The sequence below is a fragment of the Henriciella barbarensis genome (assembly GCF_003576345.1).
GTDB classification, from domain to species: domain Bacteria; phylum Pseudomonadota; class Alphaproteobacteria; order Caulobacterales; family Hyphomonadaceae; genus Henriciella; species Henriciella barbarensis.
In genome coordinates, this window is record NZ_QWGB01000005.1 from 47,453 (window position 1) to 59,713 (window position 12,261).

The 12,261-nt window shown below is 60.0% G+C and carries 13 protein-coding genes; 8 read left to right on the plus strand and 5 right to left on the minus strand.

The genetic code is table 11. From position 1 onward, the window contains the following. Position 1 precedes the first annotated feature (1 nt). Genes D1224_RS03055 through D1224_RS03065 form a run of 3 tightly spaced genes read left to right on the plus strand, consistent with a single transcriptional unit; the run spans position 2 to position 2,801 of the window. Entirely contained in the window at positions 2-985 is a 984-nt protein-coding gene (locus D1224_RS03055; protein ID WP_119378459.1) for a glycosyltransferase family 2 protein, read from the plus strand. Beyond that, positions 985-1,770, plus strand: a complete 786-nt coding sequence (locus D1224_RS03060; protein ID WP_182482144.1) for a polysaccharide deacetylase family protein — start codon at positions 985-987, stop codon at positions 1,768-1,770. Before D1224_RS03055 ends, D1224_RS03060 begins: the two co-directional genes overlap by 1 nt. Next, positions 1,767-2,801: a glycosyltransferase family 2 protein gene (locus D1224_RS03065; protein WP_119378461.1), complete on the plus strand. Its 1,035-nt coding sequence runs from the start codon at positions 1,767-1,769 to the stop codon at positions 2,799-2,801. Before D1224_RS03060 ends, D1224_RS03065 begins: the two co-directional genes overlap by 4 nt. Here the strand turns inward: D1224_RS03065 and D1224_RS03070 are convergent. From D1224_RS03070 to D1224_RS03080, 3 genes are all read right to left on the minus strand, one after another. After that, complete coding sequence (locus D1224_RS03070) at positions 2,718-4,067, minus strand: O-antigen ligase family protein (RefSeq protein ID WP_119378462.1); 1,350 nt, start codon at positions 4,065-4,067, stop codon at positions 2,718-2,720. The two genes, D1224_RS03065 and D1224_RS03070, sit on opposite strands and share 84 nt — an antisense overlap. Continuing rightward, a complete protein-coding gene (locus D1224_RS03075; protein ID WP_119378463.1) occupies positions 4,036-4,737 on the minus strand; it encodes a P-loop NTPase family protein in 702 nt (233 codons plus the stop codon). The genes D1224_RS03070 and D1224_RS03075 overlap by 32 nt, the downstream gene beginning before the upstream one ends. A 78-nt stretch (positions 4,738-4,815) precedes the next feature. Further along, positions 4,816-6,276 (minus strand): GumC family protein, encoded by a 1,461-nt coding sequence (locus D1224_RS03080; protein ID WP_182482145.1) that lies wholly within the window; start codon positions 6,274-6,276, stop codon positions 4,816-4,818. Between the two features lie 199 nt (positions 6,277-6,475). On the opposite strand from D1224_RS03080, the gene D1224_RS03085 reads away from it, so the two are divergent. Then, the gene (locus tag D1224_RS03085; RefSeq protein WP_119378465.1) at positions 6,476-7,183 is read left to right on the plus strand and encodes a polysaccharide biosynthesis/export family protein; all 708 of its coding nucleotides are present in this window, start codon (positions 6,476-6,478) and stop codon (positions 7,181-7,183) included. Positions 7,184-7,207: 24 nt separating this feature from the next. On the opposite strand, the gene D1224_RS03090 is transcribed toward D1224_RS03085, so the two are convergent. Then, positions 7,208-7,483, minus strand: coding sequence for an SEL1-like repeat protein (locus tag D1224_RS03090; RefSeq protein WP_119378466.1), 276 nt, complete (start codon positions 7,481-7,483; stop codon positions 7,208-7,210). Positions 7,484-7,810: 327 nt separating this feature from the next. Here D1224_RS03090 and D1224_RS03095 point away from each other — a divergent pair, with 327 nt between their 5' ends. The 4 genes from D1224_RS03095 (at position 7,811) to D1224_RS03110 (ending at position 11,657) form a co-directional block, all read left to right on the plus strand. Further along, positions 7,811-8,752 carry an isopenicillin N synthase family dioxygenase gene (locus tag D1224_RS03095; RefSeq protein ID WP_119379873.1) on the plus strand — a complete coding sequence of 314 codons (942 nt, stop codon included), beginning with the start codon at positions 7,811-7,813 and terminating at the stop codon, positions 8,750-8,752. Beyond that, positions 8,752-9,639 (plus strand): alpha/beta hydrolase, encoded by an 888-nt coding sequence (locus tag D1224_RS03100; RefSeq protein WP_182482146.1) that lies wholly within the window; start codon positions 8,752-8,754, stop codon positions 9,637-9,639. The genes D1224_RS03095 and D1224_RS03100 overlap by 1 nt, the downstream gene beginning before the upstream one ends. 91 nt (positions 9,640-9,730) lie before the next feature. Then, entirely contained in the window at positions 9,731-10,747 is a 1,017-nt protein-coding gene (locus D1224_RS03105; RefSeq protein ID WP_119378468.1) for an amidohydrolase family protein, read from the plus strand. Between the two features lie 10 nt (positions 10,748-10,757). After that, positions 10,758-11,657, plus strand: coding sequence for a crotonase/enoyl-CoA hydratase family protein (locus tag D1224_RS03110; protein WP_119378469.1), 900 nt, complete (start codon positions 10,758-10,760; stop codon positions 11,655-11,657). A 26-nt stretch (positions 11,658-11,683) separates the two neighbouring features. On the opposite strand, the gene D1224_RS03115 is transcribed toward D1224_RS03110, so the two are convergent. Continuing rightward, positions 11,684-12,154 carry a GNAT family N-acetyltransferase gene (locus tag D1224_RS03115; protein WP_119378470.1) on the minus strand — a complete coding sequence of 157 codons (471 nt, stop codon included), beginning with the start codon at positions 12,152-12,154 and terminating at the stop codon, positions 11,684-11,686. Positions 12,155-12,261 lie beyond the last annotated feature (107 nt).

Genomic DNA, 12,261 nt, shown 5'->3' on the forward strand with positions numbered 1-12,261 from the left:
CATGACAGGTCAAGATGCCATGCGTGCGGCGGGGGAGCACACCAGAAAAGCGGACGCCGTCAAAGGCGAAGCACACTGGTCGAACGGCAAGCCAGGCAATAGCGCGATCACGGTTTGCGTTCCCTGCTACCGCGATGATGTTTCGGCGCTGGTCGCCAACCTCTCACAGGCGGAAGGCGCCGCGCGTGCCGCAGTGCTGATCTACGACGATGGGAGCGCAGACCCGCAGCTGACCGCCAGACTGAAAACCTTTCTGGAGGCCTATCCGGGACCAGCACGCTTGGTGACGGCCTCCGACAACCAGGGCCGCGCCCACGCGAGAAACCGGTTGCACGACGTTTGCGAAAGCGACTGGATCCTTTTTCTCGATGCCGACATGAAACCGGATGATGCCAGATTTCTGGCGCGCTATCTGGCGGCTGTCGAAGAGTGCGAGGGCCCTGCCCTGATCGCCGGTGGTTTCAGTCTCCAGCATGCTGAGGTCAGCGCGCAAACGCGGCTTCATGCGGCCCAGTCGCTTGCCTCCGAATGCCTTGATGCGGTCGCGCGGCGCAAGGAACCCGGGCGCTATGTCTTTACCTCGAACATCCTCGTTCACCGCCGCGTGCTGTCAGAGGTGCCTTTCGATGACGGCTTCAAGGGTTGGGGCTGGGAGGATGTCGACTGGGGTCTCAATGTCGCGAAAGCCTATCCTGTCCACCACATCGACAATACCGCCACGCATCTCGGGCTGGACGAGACAGATACTTTGCTTCGTAAATTTGGCAGTTCGGCACAAAACTTTGCGCGGTTGGCGAGGCGCCATCCGGACGCCGTCCAATCGATGCCGCTATACCAAATAGCCCATAAATTCAGAAACTTACCGGCCCGCACTTTATTCATGGGCCTTGCACGCTTCGGCGCGCGATCAGCCACACTCCCCGATGGCCTGCGGCTTGCATGCTTGAAGACCTATCGGGCGCTGGCATATTCGAGGGAGATATAATGACCGCAGCCACGCTTTCAGCCTACCAGCCATCGGACTCGCTTGTGGCGAAATTCCGCCGGCGTGCCGCACGCTGGCACCGCGCGCGTCCGCTTGGCGCGACGCCGCGCCGTACCCGTATCTGCTTCACGTTCGACGATTTCCCGAAATCCGCCGCCGACACCGGCGCAGAGATCCTGGACGAAGTAGGCGCAAAGGGTTGCTACTATGCCTGTACGGGCATGGCAGGCACGCACAACCATCTTGGCGACCTGTTCGACGAGCGTGACCTGAAAGCGCTAACCGCCGCCGGTCACGAAATCGGGGCGCATACACAGACGCATCTGGACTGCAGCCAGGCGCCTGCATCCATCGTACTGGCTGATATTGATGCAAATCTGCGCAATCTTGTCTCAATGGGACACAATGAGATTGTCCGCCAGTTCGCATGGCCGTATGGCGAAACCCGCGCCGATCTTAAGCCGCGCCTCGCCACACGCTTTGACGCCGTTCGCGGCATTCATGCTGGCGTGAACTCCAAAGGGTCTGACCTGATGCAACTGACCGCGCTGGAACTTCAAGCTGACGAGAGCAGCATTGAGCGCGCCGCAGCCGCGATCGAGGCGTCAGCTCACAACCCGTCCTGGATTTTCGTCTTCACTCATGATGTCCGCAATAACCATAGTCGCTGGGGCACCTCTCCTGAACAGTTCCGCCGGATCGTGCGGCTCGCCCGCGATACCGGTGCGCGCCTTCAGACACCGTCCGATGCACTGGATGCCATCATAGCCCGGGACAAAAATTGACCGGCGATGTCCTCACTGTTGTCATACCGACCTATAATCGGCCGGATAGTCTGCGACGGGCCATGGAGAGCCTGTTCTGGCAGGGCGAAGCGCGCTCTGGCCTCAGGCTGATCGTCGCCGATAATTCGGTCGACGCGTCTGCCCGCCTGACCTTCGATACGCTTGCCGAGAAAGCGCCAGACACAATTACGCTAACCTATCTGCACGTTCCGGAAGCCGGCGTCGCCAATGCGCGCAATGCCGCGATGAAAGAACTCGAAACTCCGCTTATTGCCTTTCTGGATGATGACCAGGCCGCGCCAACTCACTGGATTGAAGAGCTTCTCGCGGCCTACAAGACCTTCGGCGCTGCCGTAACATTCGGCCCTGTCCAGACGGTGCTGCCTGACGATATCACCAAGCATCGCGCCTATTATGAAAATTTCTTTGCGCGCGAACCCAACATCTCGCCCGGCTATATCGAGAAACCGTTCGGGTGTGGCAATTGCCTGATCGATGCGCGGCAGGTGCCGACGAAGGGACCGTGGTTCGACACGCGAATGAACGAAGTTGGCGGCGAGGACGATCTTCTTTTCCAGAGGATACGCGCAAACAGGGGCAAGTTTGCCTGGGCGCCGAATGCGCCGGTTTTCGAATACCCGCTACGCCAGCGCATTTCCCTGTCATACACGCTGCGGCGCGCATTCGCTTATGGGCAAGGTCCCGTCACGTTGGCTCGCAAACGTCAGCCACCCCGCTACGATTTGTTGCTGTTCTGGGTCATTATTGGCGGTGGAAAGTTCGCCCTGCATTCACTGCGCTGGCTTGTCCTTCGCCTGATTGGCAACAGGAATCGGGCTTTTGAGGCCGATCAGGCCGTGCGGGGCCTTGGCAAGATTTTATTCTGGGTGAAGCTACGCTTTTATGGCACCTCGACGGTCACCCAATTCAGCGATCAACCTGGTGCCTCATCTGCTACGGGCGAGCCCGCTCCCGCTGTTCATGACACCCGCCCCGGCATGACCGGGCGCGACAGTCTTGCGCGGCGTTGAATTCGGAACGTAGGCAGGCCGCTGCAGGCTGATTGCCGTTTTTGCTGCGATCGCGACATAGGTTACCCAGATAATTGAGTTCTGCTGCAGGGCATTGCTCTCTGACAGGCTGAAAAGCAGGAACTGTCCGGCGACACCAAGCGCAAATATGCCTAGCCAGTTGTCGATGGACAGCCAGGCCGCCCGCGCGACGAACAGTACATAGTTCGCCATGAGAAGCCCCAGCCCGATCAGGCCGACGCTCAAAGCCGTTTCGAGCCAGCCATTGTGAGCCGTGGGCACGAGCCATTCCGTTGCCGAGCGCACGCGATGGGCCGGCATTGAATCAAGTTGCCAGAACGCGCCGTACCCATACCCAAGCTGTGGGCGATCCGCGATCGCACCGGCGAGAACGCTCCAGATATCGGTACGTCCCGTCAGTGTGGCGTCACGCCCTAGCAGGTTGAGAACGATGCCGGGTTCAATGATCATGATGGCGGCGAAGGCAGAGGATAGGACAATGCCGGTCCAGAGACCCGAGATGGTTATGGCCGTCCCCTTGCGGCTGATCCAGCCCGCGAAAAGTATGCCAAAGCCCAGCATCAGACCGAGCAGAGCCGTCTTCGATGTGGAGGCCACAACCAGTCCGCTGCAGAGCAAGACGGCAAAGCCCCAGACCGAACGCCACGGCCGGTCCAGAATGAACAGGAAGGCGCACAGGAATGCGGCGCGTGCCATATGACCACCCAGCGTATTCTTCTCCCACCAGAGCCCCTTCCAGGCGCCTGGGTGAATTTCACTCATGATCGCAAAGCCCGGCGCGACAATAACGGCGCCGAGGGAAACGATCGCCATGAACAGCCACATGGCGCCCATAAGGCGCAGGAGCGTACGCCAGTCATAGCGCGCGGCGAGATAGAAGCCTGCAAGGCTGGTGGCGACGACGGCAATCGAGCGGCGCTGCGTCAAAGCCGGATCAAGCGACCAGAGAAAGGAAGCCGCGGTCACTGCCAGTAGCAGAATCAGAAAAGGCATCCGTACCGCAAGCGATACCATTGACCTCACCTTCCAGAGACAGCCTATCGCCACAAGCCCATAGACCGGAAGCCAGAGCAGGCGCAGGAAGGCGCTGCTGTCTGTGTCGTATTCAGACGCAAAAAGCCGAGGCAGGAGGCCTTCGCTGAAGAGGACGAGGCAGATGAAAGCCAGTCCCAGCTCTACCGCCAGTATGACAGTCTGCGTCAGCGAGCGCTGACTATCCTGCAAGCCGGTCGGCGAAACTGGCATCGGATCCGATCCTGTTCATGACAACACCGGCGACGTGTCCGCCGTGCGCTTCAATCGCCTCGCGCAGGCCCATGACCTCATCGGCGCCAGTTGAGTCCGCCTCGAGAACGATAAAGACCCCATCCATCTGTCCAGCCACGGCAAGCCCGGCTTGCGAGCGCGCCAGCGAAGGTGCATCGACGATTACGAGGCCTGCGGCGCGCCGCACCTGCTGCCACCAGTCCGGGCGGGCGCGAAGCTGTACGCGCTGGCCTCTGCGGACACCTTCGTTTCGAAAACGTGTCACGAAAAGACGCGAGCCCTGAATAGGGTGTACGGAAAGCAGGCCCTTCTGCTGGCTTTCCTGACGTCCGCCGGACAAGGTCGGGGTCACCGAATAGATCGGGGCTGTACGAAGCGATCCATCAAAGGCGCGCCCCGGTTTTCCGACGTCGCGGGCAAAGCCCTTCTGGAATGACCTGAACATTGCATTCTGCCGCAGGCCAAGATCTATGAGCCATGTCGGACGCGACGACTGGGCCGCGCAGCGAAGCGCGACCGATGCGGCAACGCTGCTGGTGCCTTCTTCCTGTCTGGCAGACATGAACATGACGCAGCGGGCACCCGTTTCCGGCGACACCCGCGCGACGGCCTTGCAGACCGGGTCCATCTTTCTGCGCAAATCTTTCATAGCGTCCAATTCCCTGTTGAATCGGGCCTATCATGCGGTTGGTTAACGGTTTTCTTAATGTTGAACGCGGCCGTACCGTCAGACCGCCTTGAGCGACCCGACGACCTTCAGGCCCGTGGTGCGCTCAACTGACCGTGCTGTTGCAAAGCCCCGACGCGTCAGGGCCCATAGCAACCCGGCCATGAGAGCCGTGAATCCTGCGAACAGAAAGCCAAGCGCGGCCACTACCATTTTGAGGCTCTTGCCTTTTACCGGCACACTTGCCGGCTCAAGCACGCGCACGCTGTCTGCTGTCTGACCGGAAATTTCCGAGAGGGCGCGCTCCTCGACCTCGCGGACCGAGAAGTTCTCGACGTTTCTTTCCATCAGGGCCTTGCGGCGCTGCAGCTCCTGCCATTCAGGCGCCAGATCATTCAGACGACTGAGGCGCGCTTCGACGCGGGCAAGCTGTCGATTGAGCTCTGCTTCCTGCAAAGCCAGCGATTGCTGTTCTGCCTGAAGGGACGAAGCTGATTGCTCGATGGTCTGGTAGACTGGATTGGGGCCGCGGCGGGTCGTGCCTGAGAGCCCATCGCGCGATGAAAGATAATTCTCGACCTGCGCGATACGTCGGTCGATCGCCTGAACGCGCTGGGACTGCTCGGTATAGCGGCTCAGGAGGTCTTCACGCTCGATACGAAGCTGCATGAGGGTCTGGGCGGAGTTGTCCTCGACATACAGGTTCTGCTGCGGATCAAGGCGCGCAAGCTGCTGGTTGTAGATATCAAGTTGTCCGTCGACGGCGCTCGCGCGCGACTGCGTGGTCAGAAGCTCGGATGAGACGGTCGAGTAGAGCTGTTGGGCGGTTGCCCGCTCGCTTTCGAAGTCACCGATATTGGTGCGGCGAAGGAAGTCGCGGATGTCTTCTTCGACCTCAAGCAGCTGGGCTTCGAACTTTACGCGCTGTTCCTGCAAGCTGGCCGAGCCATTGCTTGAGAACACCTCGCTGCGATAGTCGAGATAGCTGTTGATCCAGTAATTGAGCAGGTCAGCCGACAGCGCCGCATCCTTGTGCTCAAGCGCCGTACTGATGACCGGTGTCTTGGGCGCCGTGCCGGAGCTGAAGTCTTTCTGCAGTCCGAGCACCCCCTTGCGGAATGTCTGCTCTTCAATCGCGGCATGTTCTGATGGCGGGCTGGCGGCGATCTTGTCGTCGCGCGCATCGGCGAGTTTAGGGAAAACCCGGTCGATACCGAACTCGGTCAAGACACGTTCTGCGATGACGGGGCTGCGTAGAACTTCGAGTTCCGCCTGTATGAGAAGCTCTTCTTCCGGCGCAACCCCCTGAAGCTCACCGCCGACGCGAGGCCGGTAGACGTTCTCGTCACCGATCCGGACGAAAAGGCGCGATGTCGCCTCATACGATTTCGGCATCTGGAAGGCGACAAGCAACCCGATGAGGAAGATCGGAATGAAGACGAGGATCATCAGCCACTTGGCCCGCCAAAGCTGCAGGATGAGATCAGCGGGGCCAATGCGGGGGCGTGAACGAACAGGCATGGCATTGCCCTGCTGCGGTTGCCTCGCTCCCCATTCGGCTGAATTCGACATAGACGGTCATCCCTGAAGGTGGCCGGGAGCAAATCAAACGCAAACCCCCTTACTTGGCTTCTTCAGGCACGTGGCTTGATAATTCCTTAAACATTAACGTTGAGCCTCAGACTGTACACAATTAGCAAAGAGATCGTGAGCCAGTATCATGCGAAGTCTTCTCGCCGCATCTGCTCTTGTCCTCGGTGCCTGCCAGTCAGTCACGCCGACGCCTTCGGAGTATTTCCCGGTCGCCGAGTGGCGGCATGAGGATGGCCGCGACCAGCCTTACCTGCTCGCTCCAGGCGATACGGTATCCATCGTTTTCAACTCTGTGCCAGAACTCAATCGGGATATAAAAATCGCCCCGGACGGGTCTTTAACCCTGCCCTATGTGGGCACGGTACAGGCCTCCGCTCGCACGCCAGCAGAGATACAGGCCGAGCTTGTGCAAGCTTATGCGGGCGAGCTGCGATACCCTGACGTCGATGTCATCCCGATGGCATTCGACAGTCAGAAGATCTTTGTAGGTGGCGAGGTTCAAGCGCCAGGCATGCTGGACCTGCCAGGCCAGATTGATCCGCTTCAGGCGGTCATCATGGCGGGCGGCTTTACCCCCGGCGCCAAACCAACACAGGTGGCGCTAATGCGGCGTATGCCGGGCGGTGAGGTCATGACGGCTGTCATAGATATCCGCGCCGGGCTGAATGATCCAAGGCTTGCGGACTTTACGCCGCTTCGCCGTTTTGACGTGGTCTATGTGCCACGCTCGGCAATCGCTGAAGAAAACCTCTTCATGGAGCAGTGGTTTCGCGCTGCCCTGCCGATCGATTTCTCGCTGTATTATGACCTCGCGGGCGATTTCAACGGGCGCTAGGTCAGGCCCGCCGGCCCGGCGAGATCAGTTCATCAGCTGAAGCCAGTCACGCGCAGATTTGAGCGCCTGCTTGATCTCTTCGCTAGAGAGCATGTCAGACATCTGCTGGCGGTATTCCTTGGCCTCTTCCGAGCCCTTGAGCACTGCGAGATTGAACCATTTGTGCGCAGCGACCATGTCGGCATCGACGCCGACGCCCGTCGAATAGGCAAGGCCAACCTTGCAGAGTTCTTCGGCCGTCGCGTGTTCGCTGAGACCAGTTTCGGGGGCGACATCCATCGCCATTTCTGAATACGGCATTGTCTTCTTCCTTTAACCCAGAACCCGTCGGTTTGCGGCTGTCTTTGCGTCCGCTTGGCCGATGAGCTTTTGTCCATCCGTCACGTCTTGTGACAGGGAAGAGGTTGCGCTCAGGGGTTTGCCACATGGTTAACAGGATCGGCCTGGAAGCGCGTCTGTGTTAATGATAGGCGGGCCAAACTTTACACTTGGCCAAAATCTGGCTGCAGAGGCGCTGTTGCAGCAGACTTTGCCGCGGGCCGCAGCTTGGCTAATGGCAAACGGACGCATTGGCGCGAAGGCCGCCGCGCGATAGATTTCCGGCCTGGAACAGACAAGGCAGATGCAATGAGCAACCTTTTCGAACCGATCCCCTACAGCCTCTGGAGAGAGGACAAGCAGGCTTTCGCCAAGCGGCTTGGCAGTTCTTTCCGTGAGACCGGGTTCGCCGTGATCACCGGGCACCCTGTCAAACAGACCGTTATCGACGAGGCAAATGACGCAGCGAAGGCTTTCTTCGCGCTGTCCAGCGAAGCCAAGGAAAAATATCACGACGCAGAGGGCGGCCGTCAGCGTGGCTATACGCCGTTCGGCACTGAGAACGCCAAGGGCCAGAAGGCCGCTGACCTGAAAGAATTCTGGCACACAGGCCGCAAGCTGCCCGCAGACTCGAAATACCGCTCGACGATGAAGGACACACCTGTCGTCGACGAGGTGCCGGAGTTCGACGCCGCGACCTATGCCTTCTACACCGAGATGGATGAGTTTGGCCGCGACCTGCTGCGCGCCGTCGCCCTTCACCTGGAGCTGCCGGAGAACTGGTTCGACGACAAGGTCGAGAGCGGGAACTCCATCCTCCGCCTGCTTCACTATCCGCCGCATGAAAACCCGCCACCTAAGGGCACGGTTCGCGCTGCCGCGCATGAGGACATCAACGTCATCACGCTCCTGCTGGGTGCTGAAGAGGCAGGCCTCGAAGTCCTGCACCGATCTGGCGACTGGCTGTCGGTGAACCCGCCTGCCGGCTCGCTCGTCATCAATTGCGGTGACATGCTGCAGCGCCTGACCGGCGGCGTCCTGCCATCTACGACGCACCGCGTCGTGAACCCGGAGCCGGAACGCGCCAAATTTCCGCGTTATTCCACGCCATTCTTCCTGCACTTCAATCAGGACTTCCTGATTGAGCAGCTGCCGCAATGCCTGGAAGAAGGCGGCAAGACACAGGCGCCCATCACCGCGCAGGATTATCTGATGGAGCGCCTGCGGGAGATCGGGCTAGTGAAAGCCTGATGCGCGTCCGGCTTGATGCGCTCGCTCTTGCGCTTTCGCTATGGGCGAGCGGGCATGACGGCCCCGCTGCTTTCGTGCAGGAGCCGATTGAGTTCGGCGAGACCTATACAATTCAGTCCGAAACGCTGGGTGAGGCGCGCACCATAAATGTCTGGGTGCCGCCGCACCCAGATGAAGACCCGCGCGCGCCTTACCGCGTTCTCTACCTGATCGACGGCGGCACGCAGCAGGACTGGTTTCATATTACCGGACTTGCCCAGCTTGGCGCGCTATCCTGGACATTTGAGCCAATGGTCGTGGTTGGCATCGAAACGGATGACCGCCAGAACGAGCTGACGCCCGAAGCCAGCGACCAACGCTATTCGGCCGCGTTTCCAACCTCTGGCGGCGCGGCAGACTTCCGTGCTTTCCTCATTGGTGAAGTGAAGCCCTTTATCGAGGCGAACTTCCCAGTCGGCGAACAAAGTGCCCTCATCGGCGAGTCTCTAGCCGGCCTGTTTGTCGCCGACACCTATCTCAATAGTCCGGACGCTTTCGGCGACTATCTCTCGATCAGCCCGAGCCTATGGTGGGATGACAAGGCACTCGGACTTCAGGCCGCGCGCCTGATGGCGGCGAACGAGTATGAAGGCAAACGTCTCTTTATCGCTGCCGCCGATGAGGGCGGCACGATGCAGCAGGCCATCGACCAGCTGTATAAGGCAGCTGTCGAAGCGGGCGTCGAGGTTCATTTCGATGACCTCTCGGCCACGGAGACGCATGCGACGATCTTCCATCAGGCCGCCTTGCATGCCTTCCGGCTGCTCTATGCAGAGCCGCCTTATGATTACGGGCCGACACCCTGGTATCTGATTGAAGGCGGCGAGCCAGAGCCAGCGCAGGACTAGGCAACCCGCTTGCCGCCGCGTCCGGCTTGCCAGACGACATCATAGCGACTGAACTACTCCCAAGGCCCAGAAGAGGCAAAAGGGAGTAGAGATGTTCGATAATGACGACTGGCTGAACAAGCACCGTGAGGAGCTTATCGACCCCGCTCGCGAGATTGTGGACCCGCACCATCACCTCTGGCGCGAAAGCCACCCGGTCATCCGGTACGACCTCAAGGAGTTGTGGTCGGACACCGATGACGGCCACAACATCACCCAGACCGTATTCATGGAATGCGGCTCTTCCTATCGCGAGGATGGACCAGAGCATCTGAGACCGGTTGGCGAGAGCGAATACATCGCAGAAGCCGCCGCCCTTTCGAACGCCGTACCTGCCAAGGCGAGCATTGCAGCCCTCGTCGCGCATGCCGATCTTCGCTTGCCGATCGACACGCTGGATGAAGTTCTGAATTCCCATATTGAAGCATCGCAGGGGCTATTTCGCGGGATCCGGCACTCAGGTCCGTTCGACAAGGCTGGCGCCGGCTTTCGCATTCCGCCTCGCGCCCCGGAGGGCCTCTACAAGGATGAAGCTTTCAGACGGGGCGTCGCGCATCTCGGGCAGCGCGGCTTTACCTATGACACCTGGAACTATCATCACCAAATCCTGGACTTCCGTGATCTCGCCGCCGCAATCCCTGAAACGACGATGATCCTCGATCATTTCGGCACGCCGCTGGGCGTCGGCCCCTATGAGGGCAAGCGCCAGGAGAATTTCGGAAAGTGGAAAGACGATATCGCCGCCGTTGCCGAGCAGAAGAACGTCTTCGCCAAGCTTGGCGGCCTTGCCATGCCGGACAATGGCTTCGGCTGGCATGAGCGCGACCTGCCGCCCTCGTCCGACGAAGTCGTCGATGCGCAGGCTGAATACTATCATCACGCGATTTCCTGCTTCGGCGCGGACCGCTGCATGTTTGAAAGCAACTTCCCGGTCGATCGGCTTTCCCTGAGCTACCGCGTCTACTGGAATGCGATGAAGAAGATCGCCGCCGACTATTCGGAACTGGAGCAGCAAGCCATGTTCAGCCGCGTGGCGCGGCAGGTCTATCGCATAGATCCACCCCTATAGGAGGCTCTCCATGTTCGAAGAAATCCTGTACGAGGTCGAGAATGGCCGCGCCCGCATAACGCTAAATAGGCCTGACAAGCTGAACGCGCTGACGCTAAAAATGCAGGCCGAAATGTCAGAAGCGCTCTGGCAGGCCGACAACGACAAAGCAGTGCATTGCGTCATCATAAAGGGCGCGGGCCGGGGTTTTTCAGCCGGGTATGATCTTGCAGGCTCCGACAGCGTGCCGGTCTCTCGGCTTGATGCTGTTACCGGCAATAAGCGCGGTGGCCGCTCTGTCGACGATGATATATGGCAGCTGGAGCGCGCGCAGCGCTATCGCCTGGCGATCTTTGACATGCACAAACCTGTCATCGCACAGATTCACGGGCCCTGCGTGGCCGGCGGCACGGATATCGCGCTTCTTTGCGACATGGTCATCATCGCCGATGATGCGATGGTGTCCTTCCCTGCGGGGCGAAACCTCGGCGCGCTTCCTAACCAAATGTGGCTCTATAATGTCGGCCCTCAATGGACCAAGAGACTTATGCTGACCGGCGACAGCATTACAGGGGTCGAGGCCGCACAGCTTGGTTTCGCGATGAAGTCGGTGCCTGCGGACATGCTGGAAGCCGAAGTCGAAGGCCTCGCCGACCGGATGGCGCACATTGATGCTGACATCCTTGCCGCGAACAAGCGGGCGGTGAACCTCGGCATGGAGTTGATGGGTGCTCGGACGATGCAACGCCTTGCCGTCGAAAATGACGTGCGCGGTCATCAGGCCGCCTCTGCGCATGCCTTCGTGAAACGGGTTGGCGAAGCAGGCCTGCGTGAAGCCTTGCGCGAACGTGACGCCCCGTTCGGCGATGGCCGCGCCCGCGTCAACGGGCCTGAGGTCAGGGATGCCGAAGGAAATCTGATTGAGGACTAACCGCCCGATGGTTCGGCGACCGGCGGTTAATCGGTGAACTGGGCCAGCCAGTCATCGCGCATGATTTCCCAGACCTGCGACTGGCGGATGCTGCCATCCGGTCGCTTGCTTTCGATATCGCCGCGATAGACAAAACCGGTCCGCTGAAACAGTTTCTGTATACGGACATTGTCGAGCGCCGTCGTGTTACAGATAAGATCGAGGCCGAGCGCCCTGAACATCCAGGTAAAGGTCGCGGCCATCCCGGCGCCGCCCTGTCGCTTGCTCTGCAGGTCTGGGCGCATCGCGCCCGCAAGCTCTCCGGCACCCCATTGGGGCCAGACGCATAGTTCGGAATAGCCAGACAGAACGCCAGCCTCATCGAAGTTAAGTGATAACAGGCCCTCGCCCCGCTTCCGCGCGCCCTCCATCCTGGCGATATACTTCGCGACGGCTTCTTCGGTCAGGGGGCGGGGCAGGCTGTAGATCCATCGGTTTACCTCTGGAAAGGCGAACAGCTCTGTAAGGGTGCGACATCCTCGGGCGTTGCCAGCCTGCTCGTGGCAGCGGTACTGGGCAAGGCACGGATTTCGCGAACAGCAGCCCGGATGTCAGCTTCACGCGC